The organism is Nesterenkonia sp. HG001 (genome assembly GCF_034438835.1).
In the GTDB taxonomy this organism is placed as follows: domain Bacteria; phylum Actinomycetota; class Actinomycetes; order Actinomycetales; family Micrococcaceae; genus Nesterenkonia; species Nesterenkonia xinjiangensis.
On sequence record NZ_JAOSZD010000001.1, the window covers coordinates 545,329 to 569,877 of the forward strand.

Consider the following 24,549-nt stretch of genomic DNA (forward strand, 5'->3'; position numbering starts at 1 on the left):
ATCAGTGATATGATTCTGCGAGATGATGGCGAGGCCAGCCCGGCACCCTCGCCCCGCTTTCTCACCGCTGCGACGAGGAGACCCCATGACTGACCAGACCCTTGCCTGGCCCGCCGACCTCCCCCGGCCCACGGGCAAGATCATCGCGGTCCACATCAGCTACGCCTCCCGCGCCGAGCAGCGCGGACGGCGGCCGGCCTCTCCCTCCTACTTCCTCAAGCCGGCCAGCTCGCTGACCCTTTCGGGAGCCCACGTGGAGCGTCCCGCCGGCACCCAGCTGCTCGGCTTCGAAGGTGAGATCGCACTGATCATCGGCACTGCCGCCCGGCGGGTCAGCCTCCAGGAGGCCTGGGGGCACATCGGCTGGATCACCGCCGCCGATGACCTCGGTCTCTATGACCTGCGAGGCAATGACAAAGGCTCCAACGTCCGCAACAAGGGGCGCGAGGGCTACACCCCGATGGGTCCCACACTGATCTCCGCCACCGACGTGGACCCCTCGGCGCTGCGCCTGCGCACCTGGAAGAACGGCGACCTGGTCCAGGAGGACACCTCCGCGGGGATGATCTTCCCCCTCCCCCAGCTCGTCGCGGACCTCTCCCAGCATCTGACCCTGGAGCCCGGCGACATCATCCTCACCGGCACACCCGCCGGTGCATCCGTGGCGGAACCGGGCGACGTCGTCGAGGTGGAGGTCGACGTCGTCGGCGGGCCCACCACCGGCCGGCTGCGCACCATCATCATCGAAGGCCCCGGAGACTTCGATCCCGCCCTCGGCAGCCTCCCTTCGGTGGACGACGCCCAGCGCGAGGAGGCCTGGGGATCCCGGACGGCGGCGGGTCTGCCGGAGCAGATCAGCGGCCTCAGCGAGTCGCTGCGCGCCAAGCTCGAGGAGGCCCCGGTGGCCGGACTGGCCCAGGAGATGCGCCGCCGCGGGTTCAACACCGTGACCATCGACGGCCCCCGCCCGACCCGCTCCGGCCGGAAGATGGTCGGCACCGCCCGCACCCTGCGCTTCATCCCGGGCCGAGAGGACCTGTTCCGCAGCCACGGCGGCGGCTACAACGCCCAGAAGCGGATCTTCGACGATGTCGGTGCCGGTGAGGTGATCGTCATCGAAGCCCGTGGCGAGGCCGGTTCCGGCACGCTCGGTGACATCCTGGCCCTGCGCGCTCAGGCCCGTGGCGCCGCCGGGGTCGTCACCGACGGCGGGGTCCGCGATCACTCCACCGTCGCCGAGATCGACCTCCCGGTGTTCTGCCAGGGCCCGCATCCCGCGGTGCTGGGCCGCCGCCACGTCCCCTGGGACGTGGACGTCACCATCGCCTGCGGCGGAGCCTCCGTCCAACCGGGCGACGTGATCGTCGGCGATGACGACGGCGTCATCGTGCTTCCCCCGCAGCTGGCCGAAGAGGTCGTGGATGTGGCGTTGACCAAGGAGGCCGAGGACGCCTGGGTCGCCGAGCAGGTCACCGCCGGGCATCCGATCGACGGGCTGTTCCCGATGAACGCCGAGTGGAGGGCCCGCTATGAGGCTGCCGCGAGTGCCGCCGACGAGGGATCTGAGACCCGATGACCGCGATCCGCATCGATGAGCAGGCCAGCAAGTCCGAGCGCACATACCGGTGGATCCGCGAGCGCATCATCAGCCGCGACTTCAACCCCGGTTACCGGCTCGTGCTGGGCACCATCGCCAAGGAGCTCGGCGTCAGCACCGTGCCGGTGCGTGAAGCCGTGCGGCGCCTGGAGGCCGAGGGGCTGATCGAGTTCGAGCGCAACATCGGCGCCCGGGTCGCCATGGTGGACGCCAGCGAGTACATCGACACCATGCAGACACTCGGAGTGCTCGAGGGCGCGGCCACCGCCTTGGCGCTGAGCCGGATGAGCGAGGCCGACCTCGACCGCGCCGAAGCGATCAACGAGCAGATGCGGGCCCTACTGGACCACTTCGAGCCCACAGTGTTCACCGCCCTGAACGAGAAGTTCCACCGTGCCCTGGTGCACCGTTGCCCCAACCCGCATATCGCCGACCTGGTGGACCGCGGCTGGAACCGACTCTCCGGGCTGCGCAGCTCCACCTTCAGCTTCGTCCCGGAGCGGGCACCGCTCTCCGTGGCCGAGCACGAGCACATCCTGACGCTGATCCGTGAGAATGCTGACCCGGTGGAGATCGAGATGGCGGTGCGGCACCACAAGTGGCGCACCGTGGAGGCCTACCGAGGCCAGACCGGCGCTCCCTCGACAGTCAGTCCCTGACCACACCAGACCCGCCCTGACACCCCGCCCTGAGAGGACCCCATGAATTCCCTGGAGACCCAGACCGCAGGCCCCGCCACCGAGACCGCCGGGCACCGTGTGCCCACAGACCTGCCGCAGAGCATCCGGCACTACATCGACGGCGAGTTCATCGACTCCATCGACGGCGAGACCTTCGACGTCATCGACCCGGTCACCAACGCGACCTACATCCAGGCCGCCTCCGGCAAGGCCGCCGACGTCGACCGTGCCGTGGCCGCCGCACGGCGTGCCTTCGTCGAGGGCCCCTGGCCGCGCATGCTCCCCCGCGAGCGCTCCCGGGTGCTGCATCGCATCGCGGACCTGGTGGAGACCCGCGGAGATCGGCTCGCCGAGCTGGAGTCCTTCGACTCCGGGCTGCCGATCACCCAGGCTCTCGGTCAGGCGCGCCGGGCCGCGGAGAACTTCCGGTTCTTCGCGGACCTGATCGTCGCGCAGGCCGACGACGTCTACAAGGTGCCCGGCCGGCAGGTGAACTATGTGAACCGCAAGCCCATCGGCGTCGCCGGTCTCATCACCCCCTGGAACACCCCGTTCATGCTGGAGAGCTGGAAGCTCGCCCCGGCCATCGCGGCCGGCAACACAGTGGTGCTCAAGCCGGCGGAGTTCACCCCGCTCTCCGCCGGCCTGTGGGCCGGCATCTTCGAGGAGGCCGGCCTGCCGCAGGGCGTGTTCAACCTGGTCAACGGCTTCGGCGAGCAGGCCGGCGACGCCCTGGTCAAGCACCCGGAGGTCCCGCTGATCTCCTTCACCGGTGAGTCCGCCACCGGTCAGCTGATCTTCGCCAACGCGGCCCCGCACCTGAAGGGCCTGTCCATGGAGCTGGGCGGGAAATCCCCGGCGATCGTCTTCGCCGACGCCGACCTGGAGGCCGCTGTCAACGCCACCATCTTCGGGGTGTTCTCCCTCAACGGGGAGCGCTGCACCGCCGGTTCGCGGATCCTGGTCCAGCGGGAGGTCTACGACGAGTTCGTGGAGCGCTACGCCGCCCAGGCGAAGCGGGTGAAGGTCGGGCTGCCTCACGAGAAGTCCACCGAGGTCGGCGCGCTGGTGCACCCGGAGCATTACGAGAAGGTCATGAGCTATGTGGAGCTGGGCGCGTCTGAGGGCCGACTCGTGGCCGGAGGCGGCCGTCCGGAGGGCTTCGAGTCGGGGAACTTCGTGGCACCGACCGTCTTCGCCGACGTCCCGCCCACCGCGCGGATCTTCCAGGAGGAGATCTTCGGGCCCGTCGTCGCCATCACACCCTTCGACACCGAGGAGGAGGCCCTCGCCCTGGCTAATGACACCCGGTACGGACTGGCCGCCTACGTGTGGACCAATGACCTCAAGCGCTCCCACAACTTCGCCCAGGCAGTCGACGCCGGCATGGTGTGGCTGAACTCCAACAACGTCCGAGACCTGCGCACCCCGTTCGGCGGGGTGAAGGCCTCCGGCCTCGGCCATGAGGGCGGCTACCGCTCCCTGGACTTCTACACCGACCAACAGGCCGTCCACATCAATCTCGGCGAGGTCCACAACCCGGTCTTCGGCAAGGCCGACTGACCCCGCACCGCCCTGCCCCATCCCCTCTCATCCTCATCAGCAGCAAGGACGCTCAGCATGACAGACACGAACCCGAACCCCCTCCCGACCCCCTCCACTCCGCCGCCGGACATCCTGCGGTGCGCCTCCATGGAGCTGGTGGTCACCGATCTGCAGCGCTCCCGTGACTTCTACGTGGACGTGTTGGACCTGGTGGTCACCGAGGAGGACGAGGACGCCATCTACCTGCGCTCCATGGAGGAGTTCATCCACCACAACCTGATCCTCCGGAAGGGGGACGAGGCCGCCGTCGCCGCCTTCTCCTACCGGGTGCGCAGCCCGGAGGACCTGGACCGCGCCGAGGCCTTCTACCGGGAGCTGGGCTGCCCGGTGAAGCGGAACTCCGAGGGCTTCGTCAAGGGACTGGGCGACTCGGTCCGAGTGCAGGACCCGCTGGGCTTCCCCTACGAGTTCTTCCACGAGGTGGAACATGTGGAGCGGCTCGCCTGGCGCTATGACCTCTACTCCCCCGGCGCGCTGGTGCGCATCGACCATTTCAATCAGGTCACCCCGGACGTGCCGCGAGCCGTGGGATACATGGAGACCCTCGGCTTCCGCGTCACCGAGGACATCCAGGACGACGCCGGCACCACCTACGCCGCCTGGATGCGCCGCAAGCCCACAGTGCATGACACCGCCATGACCGGCGGTGCCGGGCCCCGGATGCACCATGTCGCCTTCGCCACCCATGAGAAGCACAACATCCTGGCCATCTGCGACAAGCTGGGTGCGCTGCGGCTCTCCGACCACATCGAGCGCGGCCCCGGCCGGCACGGGGTCTCCAACGCCTTCTACCTCTACCTGCGCGACCCGGACGGGCACCGCATCGAGGTCTACACCCAGGACTACTACACCGGCGACCCGGACAACCCGCGCGTCACCTGGGACGTCCACGACAACCAGCGCCGCGACTGGTGGGGCAACCCGGTGGTCCCCTCCTGGTACACCGAGGCCTCCACGGTGCTGGACCTCGAGGGACGCCCGGTGCCCACCGCCGAACGCACCGACGACTCCGAGATGGCTGTGACCATCGGAGCCGACGGATTCTCCTACACCCGGGCGGACGAGGGCGCGGAGTCGATGCCCACCTGGAAGCAGGGCGAGTACAAGCTGGGCCACCAGCTCTAGAGGAGGAACACATGCTCACTGAGACCCAGATCGGACAGATCGCCGACGAGCTCGCCGCTGCTGAGCGGGACCGTTCCATGGTTCCGCTGCTGACCGCCCGTCACCCGGAGATGACCGTGGAGGACTCTTACGCGGTGCAGAACGAGTGGCGACGCCGGGGCATCGAGGCCGGCCGCCGCCCGGCCGGCCACAAGATCGGTCTGACCTCGAAGGTCATGCAGGTCGCCACCGGCATCACGGAGCCCGACTACGGCACCATCTTCGCCGACATGGTCCATGAGACCGGTGCGGTGCTGGAGCACGGCTCCTTCACCGGAGTGCGAGTGGAGGTGGAGCTGGCCTTCGTCCTGGGCCGGGAGCTCTCCGGCAGGGATCTCACCGGCCGAGAGACCACGATCTTCGACGTCCTGGACGCCACGGACTACGTGGTGCCGGCCCTCGAGGTCCTCTCCAGCCGCATCGAGATGGAGGGACGAAGCATCGTGGACACCATCAGTGACAACGCCGCGATGGGTGCCATGGTCCACGGCGGTCGGCCGGTGCGGCCTCACGACGTCGACCTCCGCTGGGTCTCCGCGCTGCTGTACCGCAACGAGACCATCGAGGAGTCCGGGGTGGCCGCCGCCGTGCTGGGCCACCCCGCCCGCGGGGTCGCCTGGCTGGCCGACCGGCTCGCCGGACACGGGGACCGGCTCGAGGCCGGAGAGATCATCCTCGCCGGATCCTTCACCCGGCCCATGTGGGTCCACCCCGGAGACACCGTCCACTGTGACTATGGAGAGCTGGGAGCTGTGACATGCCGATTCATCTGAGCCCCACCCTGCGCGAACGGCTCACCGACTCCGATCGCCCCCTGGTGGGGGGCTGGGTCTGCTCCGGATCGCCGGTGATGGCGGAGGTCATGGCCGGCGGCGGGCTGGACGTGCTGCTGCTGGACATGGAGCACGCCCCCAACGGCCTGGAGTCGATCCTCGCCCAGCTGCACGCGGTCTCCGGATACCCCGTCACCCCGATCGTGCGCGTCCCGTCAGCGGATGCGGTCACCATCAAACAGGTGCTCGACCTCGGGGCCCAGAACATCCTGGTCCCGATGGTCTCCACCGCCGAGGAGGTCCGCGAGGTCGCCGCCGCCGCGCAGTACCCCCCGGCGGGCCGACGCGGGATCGGCAGCGCCTTGGCCCGCTCCGGCCGATGGAGCCGGGTTCCCGACTATCTGGCCCGCGGTGCCGAGCACGTCTCGGTGTTCGTCCAGATCGAGACCGTCGAGGGTGTGGAGAACGCCGCGCAGATCGCCGCCGTCGACGGCGTCGACGGCCTCTTCCTCGGCCCCTCCGACCTGTCCGCCTCCATGGAGCTGCTCGGCCAGCAGACCCATCCGGACGTCGTCGCCGCCGCCCACCGGGCCTTCGCGGCTGCGCGCTCCGCTGGCAAGCCGGCGGGCGTCAACGCCTTCGACCCGGCGACGGCGAAGGCATACCTGGATGCCGGGGCCTCCTGGATCCTGGTGGGCGCCGACGTCTCCCTGGCCGCCCGCGGCGTCGAGCGCCTCGCCACCGAGTTCATCCCCCAGCCACCCGCAGGAGCATGACGATGCAGTTTCACCACCACGGTTACGTGTCCACGGATCCTCGCATCCGCCCCGCCGCCGGAATCGGTCTGGACCGTCCCGAGGATCTCCCTGACGAGATGGACGTGCTCATCGTGGGCACCGGCCCGGCAGGAATGATCGCAGCCGCCCAGCTGTCCATGTTCCCTGAGGTGCACACTCGGATCATCGAGCGCCGCCCTCACCGGCTTCAGGTCGGTCAGGCCGACGGCATCCAGGCCCGCAGTGTGGAGACCTTCCAGGCCTTCGGCTTCGCCGAGGAGCTCTCCTGCGAGGCTTATCACATCACCGAGATGGCGTTCTGGAAGCCGGACACGGAGAACCCGGAGCACATCGCGCGCGCCGCCCAGCCGGTGGACGATCCGCAGGACGTCAGCGAGTTCCCGCATCTGATCGTCAACCAGGCGCGCATCCTGGACCACTTCGGCGCTTTCATGGAGCGTTCACCAAGCCGGATGCGCCCGGACTACGGGATCGAGTTCCTGGACCTCACTGTGGAGGACTCCGGGGAGCACCCGGTGGCCGTGCGGGTCAGGCACACCTCCGGCCCGCGCGAAGGCGAAGAACGCGTGATCCGTGCGAAGTACGTGCTGGGAGCCGACGGCGCCCGCAGCCGGGTGCGCGCCTCGATCGGGCGCAGCCTCGACGGCGACCAGGCCAACCACGCCTGGGGTGTGATGGACGTGCTGGCCCGCACGGACTTCCCGGATATCCGGCTCAAATGCGCCATCCAGTCCCATTCCGGGGGCAGCATCCTGCTGATCCCGCGGGAAGGCGGCCACCTGTTCCGCATGTATGTGGACCTCGGCGAGGTCACCCCGGAGCGCAAGGCGCGCATCCGGGAGACCACGGTGGAGGAGATCGCGCAGAAGGCCAATGCGATCCTGCACCCCTACACGCTTCAGGTGCGCAATGTGGCTTGGCACAGCGTCTACGAGGTGGGTCACCGGCTGACAGACAAGTTCGACGACGTCGATGACGAAGTGAGCGGCTCGCGCACTCCGCGGGTGTTCATCGCCGGAGACGCCTGCCACACCCACTCCGCCAAGGCCGGGCAGGGCATGAACGTGTCCATGCAGGACGGCTTCAACCTGGGCTGGAAGCTGGGGCATGTGCTCTCCGGGCGCAGTTCGGAGGACCTGTTGCGCACCTACTCGGCCGAGCGCCAGGTGATCGCGCAGAATCTGATCGACTTCGACCGAGAGTGGTCCACGATGATGGCCAAGCGGCCGGAGGACTTCAGCGACCCCTCTGAGCTGGAGGACTTCTACGTGAAGACCGCGGAGTTCCCGGCCGGCTTCATGACCCAGTACGAACCCTCGATGGTCATCGGCACCGACGAGCATCAGGGGCTGGCCGAAGGCTTCCCGGTGGGCAAGAGGTTCAAGTCTTCCCGAGTGGTGCGGGTCTGCGACACCAACCCGCTGCACCTGGGCCACCAGGCCGAAGCGGACGGCCGCTGGCGGATATACGCCTTCGCCGACCTCCCGGCCGCCGGACAGCCCTCCGCGCTGACCGACTGGGCGCAGTGGATGGCCGAGTCCCCGGACTCCCCGGTGCTGCGCTGCACTCCCGAGGGTGAGGACGTCGATGCGCTCTTCGACGTCAAGGTGGTCTATCAGCAGCGGCACACCGAGTTCGAGGTCACCGACGCCCCGCGGATCTTCCTGCCGGAGGTGGGGCCCTTCCAGCTGCTGCAGTACGAGAAGGTCTTCGCCGTGCTCGAGGACGAGGACATCTTCGAAACCCGCGGCATCTCCCGGGACGGCGCCGTCGTCGTGGTCCGTCCGGACCAGTACGTGGCGCAGGTCCTGCCGCTCACCGACACCTCAGCGCTGGCGGAGTTCTTCGCGCAGAACACCCTGGACGCGCGGGTGCGGGAGCGCGCCTGAGCGGTCCCTTCCCCGGTGGCTCTGCGGTTTGGGCCCTTATGAAGTTGAACATCGCGTCATAAGGGCTCGAACCGCAGAGCCAACTGCTGTGCCGGAGCCGTTCAGCCGCCCAGCGCGCTCTGCAGGATGCTGCCCGCCGCGGCATCGGCGTCGGCGAGGGTACGGGCTCCGGAGCGGGGGTCACCGCCGGACTCGGCGGCGATGGCGGTGCCCCACTGCACCGAGCTCAGCTGCAGGCCGAGGACATAGACGCCTTCCAGCGGCGTGCCCTCCGCGTCGATGAGCCGGTGGGGCGTCTCGGTGACGTCGAAGCCCTTTCCCGCCCGGGCGGTACCAGAGACATCGACGACCTCCTTCGGGCGCGCCAGGCCGTCCTCGAGCAGACCTGCCACCAGAGGTGAGCAGGACATCTGCACGCGGTTGGCCGGCATCATCGCCTCCACGAGCCGGTGCGCTCGCACCGGCTCGGTCGCCACCCACGGAGACTCAGCGGTGAAGGCACGAGCCTCACGGTCGACATCGAAGACCGGGTCCGGTCCGAGGAAGTCCACCACACCGGCGCGTGTCAGGGCGGCGAGCTCTTCGATGCGCTGCAGCGGCGGGCCGCTCGCCAATCCTTCCACCAGGGGCTCGAACCAGCCCTCGATCTCAGCCACCTGGCTGTCGGTGGAGACCCTGCCCTCGCTGATGAGCGCCTTGAGCTCCATGCGTGCGGCGTGCAGCGCACCGATGGCCATCTTCACCGGGCTCGCCGCGCCTGCTGCCGAGGTGGTCGCGTCGTCCTCCAGGTAGGCGAGCATGTGGTCCCGGTGATGGTCCGAGGAGTCGAAGACGAGGTCGTCGAAGGGTCGACCCAGCGAGCGGATGTCGAACCACAGCACGTCCGGGGCATGCTCATGAAGCAGGTGCTGCCCCTGGACGGCCAGCACCTGCTCGCCGACCCCGGGATCTGTCAGGAGCTCGTCGAATGCGACGAGGAAGGCGTCCGGCCCGGCGGGGAACAGCTCCGGGGAGACGGCGGCCAGCGTCCGATAGTAGGTGCGCAGCACATCCCGGTGGATGAGCGGCCACAGATGCGCGGCGAAGTCCAGCAGGTCATGGCGACGCTCGGCCCCCTCCACGGCCTCGTCAGTGAAGTGGACCAGTCGGATGCCTGCCGGGACGAAGCCTGCGGCGGTCGTCTTGGCCCGGTAGGGGGCTCCTCGGCGGGCACCCGCGACCAGGTGCGGCTCCCCGCCGCTGCGATGGTACTCCAGACGGCGACCCGGCGGATTCTCTGGAAGGTGGCGGAAACGTCCGCCGCGGCCGGCGGAGAGCTGGATCATCAGATCGAAGAAGTTCAGCCCCATTCCGCGGACCAGCACCGTCTCTCCCGCCGGAATCGAGTCCACGTCGACGTCGGTGGGGATGGCCGGGGGCGAGTAGTGCAGGCCCAGATCACCGGCCACCTCGGCCAGATGCTGCCCGGAGTCGCTGAGCCGCGCCGGCACATGGCCGAGAGCGAGGACCACGGCGTCGGCGGCAAGCACGGCCCCGTCGTCGCAGATCAGTCTGTAGGGACCGGGAGCTGATCCGAGGAGTGGGCTTCGTGCGGCACCGTCCTGGCCTTCGCCGTCCTGTCCCTTGTCGTCATAGCGGTGCAGGCGCGTGACTTGGACTCGTCGGGCCTCCACCTCCACCCCGTCACGGGCACCGAGCAGGGCGACGGCGTCCTCGTGCAGCTCGGTGAGATACCGGCCGTAGTCCGCGCGGGTGGGGTAGTCGGCGTCGTCGAGCTTTCCCAGGCGGGTGCGTCGCCACCGGGCGAAGCTCAGCGAGATCTCAGAGGCTGCCAGCTCGTGTCTGGTCTCCCCCGCCGGGGCCGCCGTGGGATAGCTGGCCGGTGTGTTCATCAGGTACAGGGGTGACTGCTCCGGATCCCAGACCCGGCCGGGGCCGTGGGCGGCGGGATCCAGCACCACGATGCGCATCTGTGGCACAGGGTCCGGCACATGGTCCAGGTGGGCGAGCAGCCGCTCCAGGAAGGAGGTCCCCCGTGGGCCGGCGCCGACGACGGCGATGACGTGCTCCCTGCTCGCCGATGCCGTCTGCGGTGTCTCGGCCTGGCTCATCCGCTGAGGCCTCCTGTCTGGCGAGCTCCCGAAAGGTGTCCAGACCAGGGTACTGTGCGGCGCTTCGGAGGCTGCGCTCCCGCTTTTGTGCTCTCAGGAGGATTCCCGCTACTCTAGTGGGGCGTCTGGACGAGCCGTGGGTGATCCCCGTGGGGTTCCAGGCGCACAGGAGGCGTGCCGGAGCGGCCGAACGGACTTCACTGCTAATGAAGGGTCCGGTTTATCCCGGACCGGGGGTTCAAATCCCCCCGCCTCCGCCGAATGAGGCCCGGAATCCCGCCGATGTGGCGGGGCCCGGGCCTCTTCTGTTCCCAGGTTCGCTGAATTCGTCCCCGTCGACGAAGCGCTCAGGTCCCTCGAGGGATCGTCCACCGTCACCTCCGACGATTCAGCGTGAGCAGGGAAGCGACGGCGTAGGCCGCTCCTGCCAGCATGATTGCTGTCCCGAACGGGATGCTGCTGGGAATCACGATGGAACCCAGATGGAGCTCCCCTGAAGCGATCGCGATGCCGAGTAATACGAAGGCGGCACCAGACAAGGCTCCCTGGGCAGCAGACCAGTTCCGTTGCTTCTTCGTCTGACGGTTCACGTAAGTCCTCCCGATGCCTCCGTGCACGACACAGTCCAGTCAACACGATCAGGGCGACGCTGGTCTCCGGCGGGCAGGTTCCTGGCATCTCGCGCGGCCTCCTCGGCTACTATCCAGTCATGATCATCCGGTACCTCGTCATGAAGATCGCGGGATTCGTCCTTCGCCTGGTGCGTCGTCGCTTCGGGCGCCAGTCCGCTCCTCCCGAGAACGCCGGACGCCGCAGTCGCAGGAGGCAGTGAGACAACGAACACATGCCGTCTGCGGAGAAGAAGACGGCGTTCCTGAGCCCGCGTGCCGAGTTCGCCACCCCTCCCCGGAGCGCTGCGGGTGGGGCGTCGTCGTGCGCGCACATCATCCGAACCTCACCGGAGGATGAAGTCGCGGAATCACGTCCAGAGGATCACCAGCCGATCACAGGCTCCTGCTCATCCTCGCCTCGTAGCGTGGGAGTCACCTCATAGAGGTGCGAGTGATGCGGCCCCCGGGCTGGCCTTCTTCAACGCCCCCTCAGCGTCGGCCAACCCGGGGGCCTTCCCCGTCCCCTCTCTGGACGCCCCTCCTGCAGCCCGCATAGGCTCATGACCCATGAGCATCAGCGTGGTCGCCATCGGCAAGAAGCATGAGGCTTGGGCCGTGGACGGCATCGAGCGTTACACCAAGCGGCTGCGCAAGCCCTATGACCTGAGCTGGAAGCTGCTCCCGCACTCCTCCCGAGAGGGCGATGCCGCCCGGGACGAGGAGTCCGCCCGCATCCTGGGCGCCGTTCGGGATCAGGACCACGTCATCCTGCTGGACGAGCGGGGCAAGAACATCGACTCCCCCGACCTCGCGAAGCATCTGCAGGGCCAGTTCGACGTCGGCCACCCTGTGGTGCTGGTGATCGGCGGCGCCTACGGAGTCAGCCACCAGCTTCATGCCCGGGCGGACTTCGTCTGGTCGCTCTCCCGGCTGGTGTTCCCGCACCAGCTGGTGCGGATGATCCTCGCCGAGCAGGTGTACCGGGCTCAGGAGATCGCCGGCGGGAGGCCGTACCACCATGTCTGAGCACACGCTCCTGCCCCCGGTGGTCGGCGTCCTGGGCGCCGGACGCGCCGGCACCGCCTTCGCCCGGACGTTGGTGAAGGCGGGGTTCGAGGTGGACATCTGCTCCACCCGGCCGCCTCGAGCGCTGCGGCACCATCTCAAGATCTACGCCCCCGGCGCCGTCGCCGTCGTCGCGGAGGACGTCGCGGCGCGCACCCGTGAGCATGAGAACGGGCTGGTCATCCTCGCCATTCCTCAGGAGGATCTCGACGATGTCGAGCCGGAGTGGGTCGCCGGCTGTGTGCTGGTGGATGCTACGAACGCCTGGCAGGACGAGGTGCTGCCCGGATGGCTTCAGGCGGCCGCGGACGAACAGCTGCCCACCTCGCTGGCGGTGGCCGGTCATTTCTCGGGCTCCCGGGTGGTCAAGGCCCTCAACCATGTCTCGCACGGGGAGTTCGACGACGCCGCGGACCGGGACCTGCCCCTGGATCAGCGCCGGGCGCTGGGAGCAGCCGGCGACGACGGCGCCGCCCGAGGCCTGGTCATGATGCTGATCGAGGCCATGGGATTCGATCCGGTCTCCCTCGGCCCACTGGCCGCGGGGCGGATTCTGGAGCCTGACGGGCCCGTGTTCAACCGTCCGGTGCGCCGGGACGATCTGCTGCCCTTCGCGCGCTGATCCGGGCAGCTCAGCCGGAGCCGATCGCCGTGACGATCTCCGCCACCCGGTCGAGGGCAGCAGCGATGCTGTCCGGCGCCCCGGCCCCCTGCAGGGTGTGGGCTGCGATCTCCGTGTGATCGGCACGCCACAGCACCTGCACGACGACGGCGTTTCGCCGGGCGCGGAGCCAGCCCGCCCCTCCGAGCACACTGGCCCCGAGCACCTCGCGCAGCTCGCTGACGGGCAGGCCGGGCGAGGGCGTCCCCTGATACGAGTGACCGTCCATCCTTCGATCCTCGCCGAGGCGGGAGGTCGAGGCAACCGGGGGATACCGTCCAATGCTCACCCGCGCCCCCTTGCCTCCGTCGAGAGCCCGAAGACGTCACCGGATCTCGCTACAGTGGCGTCCATGGATGCGTCGAGCGATCCCCACCCGGCCCTCGCACCCTTCACCGCGCCCACCCGCGAGTGGTTCACGGCGTCCTTCGGCGCGCCCACCGCCGCGCAGGCGGGCGCCTGGGATGCGGTGTCCCGAGGGCACAACGCCCTGGTGGTCGCCCCGACCGGCTCCGGCAAGACCCTCTCAGCCTTCCTCTGGTCGGTGGACCGGCTCTTCGCCGAGCCCGCCGCCGGGACGACGGTCCTCTACATCTCCCCGTTGAAGGCCCTCGGGGTGGACATCGAGCGCAACCTGCGCAGCCCGCTTGTCGGGATCGGCCACACTGCTCGCCGGCTGGGACACGAGCCCACGGAGGTCACGGTGGGCGTGCGCACCGGGGACTCGACCTCCAAGCAGCGCCGGGATCTGGTCCGCAGCCCGCCGAACATCCTCATCACCACTCCCGAGTCGTTGTATCTCATGCTGACCTCCCAGGCGCGGCAGACCCTTTCCCAGGTGAGCACAGTCATCGTCGACGAAGTCCATGCCCTGGCCGGCTCCAAGCGTGGGGCCCACCTGGCGGTCTCCCTGGAGCGGCTGGACGACCTGCTGGACTCCCCCGCCCAGCGGATCGGCCTCTCCGCCACCGTGGAGCCTCGGGATGAGGTGGCCCGCTTCCTGGGCGGGCGCCAGCCGGTGGAGATCGTCGCCCCGCCGGCCGAGAAGCAATGGGACATCACCGTCTCCGTGCCGGTGGAGGACCTGGCCAACCCGCACGGGCCGCTGCCCGGTCAGTCCTCAGCTCCAGAGGAGGACCGGGACGACGAAGGACACCACCCCGGTGATGACAACGAGTGGGACGGCGTGGCCGAACTCGCCCACATCCCGGGCTCGCAGCCGCTGCAGCCCTCCGTGTGGCCCCATGTGGAACATCAGATCGTGGATCTGGTCGCCTCCCGTCGCTCCACGATCATCTTCGTCAACTCGCGTCGCCTGGCGGAGAAGCTCACCGGCCGACTCAATGAGATCTGGTCTGAGCGTCAGGCATCCCGGGGCACCGAGGATCGCCCCGACGACGACGTCGCCCCGCCGGACCTCGCCCGCTCCCACCACGGCTCGGTCTCCAAGGAGCAGCGCAAGCTGGTGGAGGAGGACCTCAAGGCCGGACGGCTGCGCTGCGTGGTGGCGACCTCCTCCCTGGAACTGGGCATCGACATGGGCGCGGTGGACCTGGTGATCCAGGTGGAGGCGCCGTTCGCAGTCTCCTCGGGCCTGCAACGCATCGGTCGTGCCGGACATCAAGTGGGCGAGGTCTCGGTGGGATGGTTCTTCCCGAAGCATCGCGGGGATCTGGTCTCCACCGCCGTCGTGGTGGAACGTATGCTGGCCGGTCGGATCGAGGCACTGCACATTCCCCGCAACCCGCTGGACATCCTCGCCCAGCAGACTGTGGCCGCCGTCGCGCTGGAGAGTCTGGACGTCGAGGAGTGGTTCGAGACGCTGCGCCGCAGCGCACCCTTCGCCTCCCTGCCGCGTTCCGCCTATGAGGCGACGCTGGACCTGCTGGCAGGCAAGTACCCCTCGGACCGGTTCGCCGAGCTGCGCCCGCGGATCGTCTGGGACCGCGACGCCGGCACGCTGACCGGCCGGCCCGGGGCCCAGCGGCTGGCCGTCACCTCCGGCGGGACCATCCCGGACCGTGGGCTGTTCGGCGTCTATCTGGCCGGCGGCGAGGAATCCGGCTCCGCCCGCACAGGCGGGCGCCGGGTGGGCGAGCTGGACGAGGAGATGGTCTACGAGTCCCGGGTGGGGGACGTCTTCGCCCTGGGTGCCACCAGCTGGCGCATCGAGGAGATCACCTTCGACCGGGTCCTGGTGACCCCGGCCTTCGGGCAGCCCGCCGCGCTGCCGTTCTGGCGCGGTGACGGACTGGGCAGGCCCGCAGAGCTGGGCGAGGCGCTGGGACGGTTCCACCGGGAGATCCGCACCGAGGACGAGGCCACGACCACCGCCCGGCTGCGGGCCCTCGGCCTGGACACCTGGGCGAGGGAGAACCTGGTCCGGTACCTGACCGAGCAGCAGGAGGCCACCGGGGCGCTGCCCACTGACACCACCTTGGTGATCGAGCAGACCCGTGACGAGCTCGGCGACTGGCGGATCATCCTGCACTCCCCCTACGGGCTGCCGGTCCACGCCCCCTGGGCGCTGGCCGTGGGCGAACGCCTGCATGAGCGCTACGGGCTGGACGGCTCCGCCCTGGCCTCCGACGACGGCATCGTCCTGCGGGTGCCGATGATGGACGATGACCCGCCCGGAGCGGATCTGTTCCGGTTCGAACCCGATGAGCTCGAGGAACTGGTCACCGCGCAGGTCAGCTACTCGGCGCTGTTCGCCGGGCGGTTCCGCGAGGCGGCTGCCCGCGCACTGCTGCTGCCCCGGCAGAATCCCGGACAACGCACGCCCCTGTGGCAGCAGCGGCAACGCTCTGCCCAGCTGCTGGAGGTCGCCGCCGGGCATCCGGACTTCCCCATGATCATGGAGGCGATGCGGGAGGTGCTCCAGGACGTCTATGACATGCCCGCCCTGCTCGAGGTCATCGGACACATCGGTCGGCGGAAGATCCGCCTGGTGGAGGCCACCACGCAACGGCCCTCTCCCTTCGCGCAGTCCATCCTCTTCGGTTACATCGCCCAGTTCCTCTATGAGGGTGATTCACCCCTGGCGGAGCGGCGGGCGGCCGCTCTCTCGGTGGATCCCGAGCTGCTGGGCGAGCTGCTGGGCCGGGTGGAGCTGCGGGACTTCCTCGACGCCGACATCATCGCCACCGCAGAGGCCCATGCCCAGCGGCTCACACCCTCCCGGCGGCTGCGCGGCGTCGAGGGTGCCGCAGATCTGCTGCGCCTGCTGGGGCCGCTCAGCGCCGAAGAGCTGGCGGCCCGGCTGGCAGGTCCGGCCCCGGCGGGCGATGAGGACGCCGCCGTGGACGCCGACACAGACGCCGCCGATCCCCCGCCGCTCGACGTCGCCACCGCGCGCGGCCACGCCGAGTCCCTGGTGGCCGCGCAGCGCGCGTTCCGCGTGCGTTGGCTCGGGCAGGACCGCTACGCGGCGGTGGAGGACGCCTCCCGGCTGCGCGACGGCCTCGGTGCCCCGCTGCCCCCGGGCATCCCCCAAGTCTTCCTGGACCCGGTGGAAGATCCCCTCGGAGATCTGGTCTCCCGGTTCGCACGCACCCATGGCCCCTTCAGCACCGCCGAGGCGGCCGGCGCCCTGGGGCTCGGGACCGCCGTCGTGGCGGAGGTGCTGGAGGAGCTGGCCGGTGACGCACGGCTGATCCGCGGGCTCTTCCGACCCGATGTGGAGCCCGGATCTCGCGGAGAGACCGAATGGTGCGAGACGGAGATGCTGCGCCGCATCCGGCGGCGCTCGCTGGCCGCACTGCGGGCTGAGGTGGAGCCGGTGCCCCCGCGCGCCTTCGCCCAGTTCCTGGCCGGCTGGCATTCGGTGACCCCGCAGACCCGGATGGAGGGGCAGGGAGCCCTGGTCGATGTCATCGCGCAGCTCTCCGGTGCTGCCGCACCGGCCAGCGCCTGGGAGAGCCTGATCCTGCCGGCCAGGATCCGGGACTATCGGCCCGCGATGCTCGATGAGCTGGTCAGCTCCGGAGACGTCGTGGTGGCCGGCCGAGGGGCGCTCTCCGGCCATGACGGGTGGATCGCACTGCATCCGCGAGAGGACGCCGAGGCCGGCCTGCTGGTGGTCCGCGATCACGCCCCGACCGTGCTGCAGGAGCAGGTCCTCCAGATCCTCGACGACGGCGGCGCCTGGTTCGCCGAGGCGCTGGCCGACCAGCTGGCCCGGCGTCGCGAGCCGCACGACGGCGAGTCGGCCTCCGTGGGATCGGGCCTCGCGGGATCAGCCTCTGCCGAGAAGGTCTCCGAGGCGTTGTGGGAGCTCTTCTGGGCAGGGCGGGTCCTCCCGGACAGCTTCACCGCGATCCGCAGCATGCTCTCGGGTGGACGCACCGCGCACAAGGCCACGGCCCGCCCCACCCGCAGCCGGCACACCTCCCGGCGGATGGCGCTGCGTCGATCCGTGGACGCCCGCCGTCCCGTGGCCGGCGGCTCCCCGACCCAGGCCGGTCTGCGCAGCGCGGCGTCGCGGCCTCCTGGAGTCAGATGGTCCTCCGCGCCCGGACCGGTGCTGACCCCGACGGAGCAGCGCAGGGAGCGGGTCACCGCCTTGGCCTATGCCCGTGCTGAGATCCTCCTGGACCGCTACGGGGTGGTGACTCGTGGATCGGTGCTCGCCGAGCAGCAGACCGGAGGAGCCCCCTCCGCGCGCGCCGCCAACACCGATGCCCTGGCAGAGAGCCCGCTGGCCGGCGGGTTCGCCGCGGTGTACAAGGTGCTGGCCGCCGCCGAGGATGCCGGGCAGGTGCGTCGCGGCTACTTCGTGGAGCACCTGGGCGCAGCCCAGTTCACCACCTCGGCCACCATCGACTCGCTGCGCGCCACCTCCGAGACCCTTGAAGACCCTTCGCTCTCTGAGCAGTCCTCCCCAGAGATGCTGGTGCTGGCTGCCACGGACCCGGCCAACGCCTACGGGGCAGCCCTGGACTGGCCGGAGTTGGAGGAGAACAGACACCGTCCCGGCCGCAAGGCCGGCGCCGTCGTGGTGCTCCATCACGGGGAGCTGGTGCTCTACATGGAGCGCGGCGGACGCACGATGCTGCTGTTCACCGAGCAGGACCGGCTCATCGACGCGGCCGCGGAGGCCCTGGTGCAGCGGCTCCGGCAGGCCCGCACCGGACGGGTCGCCGTCGAGCGCGTCAACGGGTCCCCGGTGCTGTCCACACGGCTCGGGGAGGCGCTGCGCCGGGCCGGCTTCCATTCGTCACCGTCGGGCCTCAGGTTTTCCGGATAGGCTGATGCCATGACTCTCTGCCTTCCGTTCCTGATGTTCCAAGGTCGGGCCCAAGAGGCCATCGACCTGTACCTGGAGACGTTCTCGGACGCCGAGCTCATCGAGATCCAGCTCCACCCCGAGGGGACGGAGATCCTCGACGTCGGCCCGCCCGAGGAGGACGAGGTCGAGGAGGACAGCCACGCGGAGGACAGCGACGCAGAGGACGGCACCACCTCCGAAGATGAGGCCGCAGCCCACGGCGAGGACACCGACGGTGAGGACCTCGCCCAGGACGAGGAGACCTCCCCGTCCACGGGCACCGATCTGACCACGGTCGAGGCTGAGCAGGAGCAGGCACCTCCGACCCGCCTGGTGGCCACCGCGCAGGTGCAGGTCGGCGGCCAGATGCTGATGATCCAGGACAGCCTGGTCCGGCACGACTTCAGCTTCACCCCTTCCGTCTCCGTGGCAGTGGTGGTGGACAGCAGCACCGAGTTCGACGACGTCGTCGAGAAGCTCAGCGAGGGCGGCAGCTTCCTCATGGAGCCCGGTGACTACGACTTCGCGAAGAACTTCGCCTGGGTGCAGGACCGCTTCGGCATGTGCTGGCAGGTCAACCACCCGTTGACCGCCCCCGACGAGAACATCGCCCGGGCCCAGGCCCCCGACTGGGGCTGAGCCGGAGCACGGCCTTCCCCACGCCCGCCCGTCGAGGTGGGCCCCGGGAAGGCGGTAGGCTGGACAGGTGGCTCAGAAGTCTCCCCTCCCCGTGCGCGACGGGGTCAACGCCACCCGTCTGCGGCTTCCGCTCACCGGCCCCTGGGAGACCCTGCACGACTATGTCCTGGAGACCTTCGGACATATCGACCATGGTGGGATCACCCGGCGTTTCGAAGACGGCGAGGTGGTCGACGTCGAGGGCCGCCCGCTGAGCACCGCGACCCCGCTGGGGGCCTGCGAGTTCCTCTGGTACTACCGATCCGTGAGCGATGAGCAGCCGCTGCCGGTCACCGAGGAGATCCTGCACGAGGACGAGTACCTCCTCGCCGTGGACAAGCCGCATTTCCTGCCCACCACGCCGGCCGGCCGGTACGTGCAGGAGTCCCTGCTGGTGCGCCTGCGACGTCGACTCGATCTGCCGGACCTCATCCCGATCCACCGGCTGGACCGCGGCACCGCCGGCGTCGTCATCTTCTCCAAGGAACCCAGCACGCGCGGCGCCTACCAACTGCTGTTCGAGAACCGCCAGGTGCTCAAGACCTATGAATGTGTCAGCGCCCTCCCACCCGGGCCGCATCCTGCGGCCGGCTCAGGGCCGGTCCACTGCGGCGAGACGCTGGCCGCTCGCTTCCCCTTGGTGATCCGCAACCGGATCACCAAGACCAAGGGCGTGGTCGTCTCCGAGCTGCAGCCCTACGAGGTCGCCGACTCGGGGAGGCGCCCGCATGACCGCCATGCTCCGCGGCGTGGGCGACGCCGCACCACTCCCGTCCCGGGCGCCAATTCCTCCTCGAGGGTCGAACTGCTGGGAGTCGGTGCCGGCCGGACCGGAGTCGACGTCGGGCACTTCCGCCTCACCCCGCACACCGGCAAGACCCATCAGCTCCGCATCCACATGGCGCTGCTGGGGCTGGGCATCATGCACGACCGCTTCTACCCGGAGCTGCTCGACGATGCCCCGGACGACTTCGACGAGCCCCTGCAGCTGCTGGCCCGCACCTTGAGCTTCACCGACCCGCTGAGCGGTGAAGCGCGAGAGTTCACCTCCCGGCGCACCTTGGCCGAAACCCCTTCGGAGGCGCCCCCGTGGACGAGCTGATGACCGCGGCCCAGGGTCTCGGTGACCCTGCGCTGCTCGAGGAGTGGGGCTGGTGGTACTTCGCCGCTCAGCTGGCGGCGGTGGCGTTCACCGCCTTCGTGCCGCCCTTCCCCTCCGAGATCATGGTCATCGCCTCCGGTTCGATGGCCGCCGATGGGCTGATGCCGCTGAGCATGGTCCTGACCGTGACCACGATCGGCTGCCTGCTGGGCGACATCGGGGTGTACCTGCTGTTCCGGTATCAGCTGATCCGCCTGCTGCACCGCTGGAGGTGGGGCAGGCTCATCCACCGGAAGCTGCTGCGGATGTCCCTGCGCGCCGGCGGCCCCTCGACCTGGGTGGGGCTGCTCCTGATCCGGGCAGTCCCAGGAGGTCGCTGCGCGTCGATGGCGACCGCGGGCATCATGCGCCTGACCTGGCCCTTCCTCGTCCCTCTGGCGCTGGCGGGCGCCGTGACCTGGTCGTTGTGGCTGGTCGGGTTAGGTTACATTACGGGAACAACTACGGGGCTTCCCCCGTGGGCCAGCACGGTCGCGGCCGTCGGAGTGGGTACGCTGGTGGGGTTGATCATCGCCGTGGTCTCCGCGCGACGGCGCCGATCACGCACGAGCACGTCCTGAGCTCTGGCAGAGGGTCTGGGATGTCCACATCCGCAGACACGCTCACCGGGATCACCAGTGCCCAGAAGACCCGCATCCGCACGAGGGGAGAGAGCCCAGTGACCGACCGGTCCCCCGAGTCCACGACGTGGGCCGCCTCCCCTGCTGTCGAGCGGTCGGAGCAGCACTCCGAGGAGACCGTGAGCGCACCATCCCCCGCCGAGAGCGACGACTCCCCACGCGCCGAGGCCTCGGAGAACGCTGAGACTCCTGCGGTCCCAGAATCGGCTGAGGTTCCCGAGCCGGCGGAGGCCCCAGAATCGGCTGAGGACGCTGAACTCGGTGAGGTCACCGGACCGCTCGCCGAAGTCGACCCCGCCGACGACGAGGCTCCGGACGACGACGCCGCCGACGCCGAGTCGGAGCAGTCGAGCGTGCACCCCACCACCGAGAGCATCCGGCTGAGCCACGCCACTCCCGTGCTGCCGCCCGAGTCGCGACCCGAGGCGAAGGACACCACCCTCAGCGACTTCTTCGACACCCTCGACGCCCGCGTCGCCGAGGCCACCGGCAGGCTCGCCGGCGCCTTCCGACGCCCGGAGCCCGGCGAGCAGGTCTCGGCCCGCGTGGACACCTGGCCCGTCCGGGACCACGGCGAGGAGCCCGACGAGACGCCCCAGGGCCAGGGTGACGCGTGGGAGGACGGCTCCTCGTGGGAGGAGGAGTCCATCTCGGCCCACGATGACGCCCCCTCCTACCCCGCAGATCTCCCAACACACCTCGAGGAGGACCTCGCCGACGACGTCGATCTGCCTGACGCAGAGTCCGCCTCCCAGCTAGACGCCTACCAGCAGCAGGACCACGCCCCGCTGACGCTGCCGACCGCGGACATCGACCCGGGAGAGGACGCCACCATGGTGACCCTTCCCCCCATCGACGCCCAGACCGGCGACCCGCGCACGAGCCGGATCGCGCTTCCCCGTCCCCCCTCGGGCGACGGGCGCCCCCTGCCGTGGGAGGTCCGTGAGCAGCAGGCCGAGCAGGCCCGTCTGCAGGATGCGAGCGCGGCGCGGCGTCGCGCGGTGATCTTGGAGAAGGCCTCCGCCATCGAGGCGGCCACGGGTCATGAGGACCCGGACTCCGAGGAGTTCGCGGATGAGGAAGAGGACCTCTACACCTACATCCCGCCGTACAACCTTCCCTCCAGGGATCCCGACCCGGTGCCGCGCGGGCAGGACATGGCTCGCCAGATCTTCGTCACCATCGGCGCGCTGGCCGCCGTCACCTCGGCGCTGTGGATGCTGGGCCTCTTCACCGGCCCGGCGATCATCGGAGGCAACGGCCTGGAGAGCCTGGTCGATGGCTGGTACTCCGGCAATCGTGCGCTGCTGACGCCAGACGCCGGACACTATTGGCTGTGGCCGGTCATCGCGCTGTGCTTGGTCGGCCACGCGGTGTACCAGTGGACCACTACGCAGATCTCCACGCCCCGGCAGCGCCGCTCAGGCTGGCTGGTGGGACTGGCCTCGATCCTGATGCTGATGTGGACCGCAGCGGTCCACGCCGAGATGATGACCGCCGCAGTGCTGGCGGCACTGGCCGCGGCACTGGCGCTGGTCGATGCCGTGCGCCAGTTCACCCTGCACACGGCGCGCAACGCGGTCGAGCGACGCCTGACCGACGCCGTCGTGGGTCTGTTCGCCGGCTGGGCGCTGGTCGGGGCGATGGCCTCCGTTTCGGCCATGCTGACCATGATGGGTGTGCGGATCCCCGGCTTCCCGGCGATCCTGTGGGCCATGATCGGACTGGTCGCCTGCATCTGGGTCGGCGCGTTCTATGCGATGACCGAGCGGGGCCGGATGACGATCGCCCTGGGGCTGGGCTGGGGGATGTTCTGGCTGATCTTCCCGCGGCTGCTCTCCGAGACCCCGTCGGTCTGGGTGGCGATCGGCGCGGCGATGGGCGCATTCATCGTCATCCTCGCCACCGAGTCCCGACGACACAGGATCAACCACGCCGAACGGCGCGCGGCCATGGGGCGCCCCGTGGACGACATCATCTGACGCCACCCCATGGGGGCCCTGAGCCTCGACGCAGCCTCTGAGATCCGCCCTCGGCCCTGTCCGCCGAGGGCGGATCTGTCTCACGTCGGGAGCGTCCATGGGCAGTCCGGGCTGCGGTGAGGTATGAATGGACCATGAGCGTGCGCACCCCCGATCCCAACCCGGGATGGCTGAACGAGGCCGACCTCCATGAGGCTCGCCGACGACTCCCGATGGTCTACGTGGAAGCCATCCCGGTCAGGCAGGACTCCCTGGGATACGTGACCGAGGTCGGCCTGCTCTACACCGCCGACGACGACGGCCGCTTCTACCGCACCGTGGTCTCGGGCCGTGTGCTGTACCGGGAGACCATCCGGGCGGCTCTGCTGCGCCACATCGAGAAGGACCTGGGCTCGCTGTGCCTGCCGCAGCTCCCGCCCTCGCCGACACCGTTCACCGTGGCTGAGTACTTCCCGTACCCGAGCGAGACGGGCCTGGTCGACGATCGCCAACACGCCGTGTCCCTGGCCTACGTGGTGCCGGTCTCCGGTGAGTGCCAGCCGCGGCAGGATGCCCTCGAGTTGTCCTGGCTCTCGCCTGATCAGGTGCTCAGCGATGATGTCCAGGGCGAATTCGTCGGCGGCCGTGGACAGCTCGTCCGACAGGCGCTCGCGCACATCGGCTTCACCGGCTGACCCCGCCCCACCTCTTCCCTCCGCCCTCGCGCAGACACGAGCATCACGCCGAATCTGCGCCCCTCACCCCATATGTCTTGACATTAGAACATCAAGGGAGCACAGTGGTGCAGACCACGTCATGAACCGCCCGGCGGCCCCTGCGGCCGTCGCCGTCGAGGAGGCCGAAGTGACCACCACTCCCGCCCGTACCCCCAGCACCGCCGAGGACGGCACCACCTCTCCCGTGCTCGTCGGCACAGCCCCGGACTCCTGGGGCGTCTGGTTCCCGGACGATCCCCAGCAGACCCCCTGGCAGAGATTCCTCGATGAGGTCGTCGAGGCCGGCTACCACTGGATCGAGCTCGGCCCTTACGGCTACCTCCCCACCGACCCCTCCCGGCTGGCCGATGAGCTCGCCGCCCGGGATCTGAAGGTCTCCGCAGGCACCGTCTTCACCGCCTTCCACCGCGCCGGCGAGGACGAGCGCCAGGCCACTTGGGACCAGATCCATCAGGTCGCCGAGCTCACCGCGGCGGTCGGCGGCGAGCACATCGTGGTCATCCCAGCGATGTGGCGCGACGACGTCACCGGCGAGGCAGTGGAGCCGGGGACCCTCGACTCCGACGGCTGGCGTCGACTCGCCGCAGGCCATGACGAGCTCGGTGCGGTCCTCGAGGAGAAGTACGGACTGGCCCAGCAGTTCCACTCCCACGCCGACTCCCATGTGTGTTCCATGGACGAGATCCTCCGCTTCTTGGAGGAGACCGATCCGCGGCGGGTGAGCCTCTGCCTGGACACCGGCCACGCCGAGTACGGCGGAGCCTCCTCCGCAGAGCTGATCCGCCGACACCCGGACCGTATCGGCTACCTGCACCTGAAACAGGTCGATCCGAAGATCATGGAGATCGTCCGCCGCGACGACCTCACCTGGGCGGCCGCCAACAAGGCAGGCGTCATGGTCGAGCCCCCGGCCGGGCTGCCGGACCTCTCCGTCGTCATCGACGAGCTGGAGCGCCTGGACCGTTCCTTCTTCGGGATCGTCGAGCAGGACATGTACCCGGTCGAGTCCTTCGACGTGCCTCTGCCGATCGCCACCCGCACCCGCAGGTACCTGTGCGGCTGCGGCTCCCGCACGCGCATCCGCTGAGCCCTCCCAGCCCAGGCGCCGGCCCAGACCCCGAAGGATCCCTTCCCGGATCCGCCCCGACCAGCTGAGGAACCACAGAGGA

At 69.5% G+C, this 24,549-nt stretch carries 20 protein-coding genes and 1 tRNA gene; 18 read left to right on the top strand and 3 right to left on the bottom strand.

Translation table 11 applies throughout. The annotated features are described in order from the left end of the window. Window positions 1–85: 85 nt before the first annotated feature. Genes ODE13_RS02400 through ODE13_RS02430 form a run of 7 tightly spaced genes read left to right on the top strand, consistent with a single transcriptional unit; the run spans window position 86 to window position 8,505 of the window. Entirely contained in the window at window positions 86–1,576 is a 1,491-nt protein-coding gene (locus ODE13_RS02400) for a fumarylacetoacetate hydrolase family protein (RefSeq protein WP_322477829.1), read from the top strand. Continuing rightward, window positions 1,573–2,256, top strand: coding sequence for a GntR family transcriptional regulator (locus ODE13_RS02405; RefSeq protein WP_322477830.1), 684 nt, complete (start codon window positions 1,573–1,575; stop codon window positions 2,254–2,256). Before ODE13_RS02400 ends, ODE13_RS02405 begins: the two co-directional genes overlap by 4 nt. A 42-nt stretch (window positions 2,257–2,298) precedes the next feature. Continuing rightward, the gene (hpaE, locus tag ODE13_RS02410; protein WP_322477831.1) at window positions 2,299–3,840 is read left to right on the top strand and encodes a 5-carboxymethyl-2-hydroxymuconate semialdehyde dehydrogenase; all 1,542 of its coding nucleotides are present in this window, start codon (window positions 2,299–2,301) and stop codon (window positions 3,838–3,840) included. A 57-nt stretch (window positions 3,841–3,897) separates the two neighbouring features. Then, window positions 3,898–5,007 (top strand): 3,4-dihydroxyphenylacetate 2,3-dioxygenase, encoded by a 1,110-nt coding sequence (gene hpaD, locus ODE13_RS02415; RefSeq protein ID WP_179542101.1) that lies wholly within the window; start codon window positions 3,898–3,900, stop codon window positions 5,005–5,007. 11 nt (window positions 5,008–5,018) lie between these two features. Then, window positions 5,019–5,819: a fumarylacetoacetate hydrolase family protein gene (locus ODE13_RS02420; protein ID WP_322477832.1), complete on the top strand. Its 801-nt coding sequence runs from the start codon at window positions 5,019–5,021 to the stop codon at window positions 5,817–5,819. Then, on the top strand, window positions 5,804–6,595 hold the full coding sequence (locus ODE13_RS02425; RefSeq protein WP_322477833.1) for an HpcH/HpaI aldolase/citrate lyase family protein: 792 nt from the start codon (window positions 5,804–5,806) through the stop codon (window positions 6,593–6,595). Before ODE13_RS02420 ends, ODE13_RS02425 begins: the two co-directional genes overlap by 16 nt. A gap of 2 nt (window positions 6,596–6,597) precedes the next feature. Beyond that, window positions 6,598–8,505 carry an FAD-binding monooxygenase gene (locus ODE13_RS02430; RefSeq protein WP_322477834.1) on the top strand — a complete coding sequence of 636 codons (1,908 nt, stop codon included), beginning with the start codon at window positions 6,598–6,600 and terminating at the stop codon, window positions 8,503–8,505. Between the two features lie 101 nt (window positions 8,506–8,606). Here the strand turns inward: ODE13_RS02430 and ODE13_RS02435 are convergent, their stop codons facing one another. Next, the gene (locus ODE13_RS02435; protein ID WP_322477835.1) at window positions 8,607–10,616 is read right to left on the bottom strand and encodes an FAD/NAD(P)-binding protein; all 2,010 of its coding nucleotides are present in this window, start codon (window positions 10,614–10,616) and stop codon (window positions 8,607–8,609) included. Between the two features lie 168 nt (window positions 10,617–10,784). Between ODE13_RS02435 and ODE13_RS02440 the strand changes: the two genes are divergently transcribed. Continuing rightward, window positions 10,785–10,873: transfer RNA gene (locus ODE13_RS02440), tRNA-Ser, on the top strand. A 117-nt stretch (window positions 10,874–10,990) separates the two neighbouring features. On the opposite strand, the gene ODE13_RS02445 is transcribed toward ODE13_RS02440, so the two are convergent. Next, window positions 10,991–11,206 carry a hypothetical protein gene (locus tag ODE13_RS02445; protein ID WP_179542096.1) on the bottom strand — a complete coding sequence of 72 codons (216 nt, stop codon included), beginning with the start codon at window positions 11,204–11,206 and terminating at the stop codon, window positions 10,991–10,993. A gap of 119 nt (window positions 11,207–11,325) precedes the next feature. On the opposite strand from ODE13_RS02445, the gene ODE13_RS02450 reads away from it, so the two are divergent. The 3 genes from ODE13_RS02450 to ODE13_RS02460 all read left to right on the top strand — a co-directional run bounded on the left by ODE13_RS02450 (window position 11,326) and on the right by ODE13_RS02460 (window position 12,914). Beyond that, window positions 11,326–11,448: a hypothetical protein gene (locus ODE13_RS02450; RefSeq protein WP_281366350.1), complete on the top strand. Its 123-nt coding sequence runs from the start codon at window positions 11,326–11,328 to the stop codon at window positions 11,446–11,448. Window positions 11,449–11,794: 346 nt separating this feature from the next. Then, the gene (locus tag ODE13_RS02455) at window positions 11,795–12,253 is read left to right on the top strand and encodes a 23S rRNA (pseudouridine(1915)-N(3))-methyltransferase RlmH (RefSeq protein WP_179542095.1); all 459 of its coding nucleotides are present in this window, start codon (window positions 11,795–11,797) and stop codon (window positions 12,251–12,253) included. Then, window positions 12,246–12,914, top strand: coding sequence for an NADPH-dependent F420 reductase (locus ODE13_RS02460; protein WP_322477836.1), 669 nt, complete (start codon window positions 12,246–12,248; stop codon window positions 12,912–12,914). The genes ODE13_RS02455 and ODE13_RS02460 overlap by 8 nt, the downstream gene beginning before the upstream one ends. Before the next feature lie 10 nt (window positions 12,915–12,924). Here the strand turns inward: ODE13_RS02460 and ODE13_RS02465 are convergent, their stop codons facing one another. Next, complete coding sequence (locus ODE13_RS02465; protein WP_322477837.1) at window positions 12,925–13,182, bottom strand: hypothetical protein; 258 nt, start codon at window positions 13,180–13,182, stop codon at window positions 12,925–12,927. Between the two features lie 123 nt (window positions 13,183–13,305). On the opposite strand from ODE13_RS02465, the gene ODE13_RS02470 reads away from it, so the two are divergent. The 7 genes from ODE13_RS02470 (at window position 13,306) to ODE13_RS02500 (ending at window position 24,467) form a co-directional block, all read left to right on the top strand. After that, window positions 13,306–18,201: an ATP-dependent helicase gene (locus tag ODE13_RS02470; RefSeq protein WP_322477838.1), complete on the top strand. Its 4,896-nt coding sequence runs from the start codon at window positions 13,306–13,308 to the stop codon at window positions 18,199–18,201. Between the two features lie 9 nt (window positions 18,202–18,210). After that, window positions 18,211–18,861 (top strand): VOC family protein, encoded by a 651-nt coding sequence (locus ODE13_RS02475; protein ID WP_322477839.1) that lies wholly within the window; start codon window positions 18,211–18,213, stop codon window positions 18,859–18,861. A 67-nt stretch (window positions 18,862–18,928) separates the two neighbouring features. Continuing rightward, a complete protein-coding gene (locus ODE13_RS02480; RefSeq protein WP_322477840.1) occupies window positions 18,929–20,002 on the top strand; it encodes a pseudouridine synthase in 1,074 nt (357 codons plus the stop codon). Then, on the top strand, window positions 19,990–20,622 hold the full coding sequence (locus ODE13_RS02485; protein ID WP_322477841.1) for a DedA family protein: 633 nt from the start codon (window positions 19,990–19,992) through the stop codon (window positions 20,620–20,622). The genes ODE13_RS02480 and ODE13_RS02485 overlap by 13 nt, the downstream gene beginning before the upstream one ends. A 20-nt stretch (window positions 20,623–20,642) precedes the next feature. After that, window positions 20,643–22,664, top strand: coding sequence for a hypothetical protein (locus ODE13_RS02490; RefSeq protein ID WP_322477842.1), 2,022 nt, complete (start codon window positions 20,643–20,645; stop codon window positions 22,662–22,664). Window positions 22,665–22,798: 134 nt separating this feature from the next. Next, a complete protein-coding gene (locus tag ODE13_RS02495) occupies window positions 22,799–23,338 on the top strand; it encodes an NUDIX hydrolase family protein (RefSeq protein ID WP_322477843.1) in 540 nt (179 codons plus the stop codon). A gap of 121 nt (window positions 23,339–23,459) precedes the next feature. After that, entirely contained in the window at window positions 23,460–24,467 is a 1,008-nt protein-coding gene (locus ODE13_RS02500; protein WP_322477844.1) for a sugar phosphate isomerase/epimerase, read from the top strand. The last annotated feature ends 82 nt before the right edge of the window (window positions 24,468–24,549 follow it).

What these genes read in the sequence shown, in the direction of transcription:
- ODE13_RS02400 (WP_322477829.1), top strand. Translation starts at nt 86, where the DNA reads ATGACTGACCAGACCCTTGCCTGGCCCGCCGACCTCCCCCGGCCCACG.
- ODE13_RS02405 (WP_322477830.1), top strand. Translation starts at nt 1,573, where the DNA reads ATGACCGCGATCCGCATCGATGAGCAGGCCAGCAAGTCCGAGCGCACA.
- hpaE (WP_322477831.1), top strand. Translation starts at nt 2,299, where the DNA reads ATGAATTCCCTGGAGACCCAGACCGCAGGCCCCGCCACCGAGACCGCC.
- hpaD (WP_179542101.1), top strand. Translation starts at nt 3,898, where the DNA reads ATGACAGACACGAACCCGAACCCCCTCCCGACCCCCTCCACTCCGCCG.
- ODE13_RS02420 (WP_322477832.1), top strand. Translation starts at nt 5,019, where the DNA reads ATGCTCACTGAGACCCAGATCGGACAGATCGCCGACGAGCTCGCCGCT.
- ODE13_RS02425 (WP_322477833.1), top strand. Translation starts at nt 5,804, where the DNA reads ATGCCGATTCATCTGAGCCCCACCCTGCGCGAACGGCTCACCGACTCC.
- ODE13_RS02430 (WP_322477834.1), top strand. Translation starts at nt 6,598, where the DNA reads ATGCAGTTTCACCACCACGGTTACGTGTCCACGGATCCTCGCATCCGC.
- ODE13_RS02435 (WP_322477835.1), bottom strand. Translation starts at nt 10,616, where the DNA reads ATGAGCCAGGCCGAGACACCGCAGACGGCATCGGCGAGCAGGGAGCAC.
- ODE13_RS02450 (WP_281366350.1), top strand. Translation starts at nt 11,326, where the DNA reads ATGATCATCCGGTACCTCGTCATGAAGATCGCGGGATTCGTCCTTCGC.
- ODE13_RS02455 (WP_179542095.1), top strand. Translation starts at nt 11,795, where the DNA reads ATGAGCATCAGCGTGGTCGCCATCGGCAAGAAGCATGAGGCTTGGGCC.
- ODE13_RS02460 (WP_322477836.1), top strand. Translation starts at nt 12,246, where the DNA reads ATGTCTGAGCACACGCTCCTGCCCCCGGTGGTCGGCGTCCTGGGCGCC.
- ODE13_RS02465 (WP_322477837.1), bottom strand. Translation starts at nt 13,182, where the DNA reads ATGGACGGTCACTCGTATCAGGGGACGCCCTCGCCCGGCCTGCCCGTC.
- ODE13_RS02470 (WP_322477838.1), top strand. Translation starts at nt 13,306, where the DNA reads ATGGATGCGTCGAGCGATCCCCACCCGGCCCTCGCACCCTTCACCGCG.
- ODE13_RS02475 (WP_322477839.1), top strand. Translation starts at nt 18,211, where the DNA reads ATGACTCTCTGCCTTCCGTTCCTGATGTTCCAAGGTCGGGCCCAAGAG.
- ODE13_RS02490 (WP_322477842.1), top strand. Translation starts at nt 20,643, where the DNA reads ATGTCCACATCCGCAGACACGCTCACCGGGATCACCAGTGCCCAGAAG.
- ODE13_RS02495 (WP_322477843.1), top strand. Translation starts at nt 22,799, where the DNA reads ATGAGCGTGCGCACCCCCGATCCCAACCCGGGATGGCTGAACGAGGCC.
- ODE13_RS02500 (WP_322477844.1), top strand. Translation starts at nt 23,460, where the DNA reads ATGAACCGCCCGGCGGCCCCTGCGGCCGTCGCCGTCGAGGAGGCCGAA.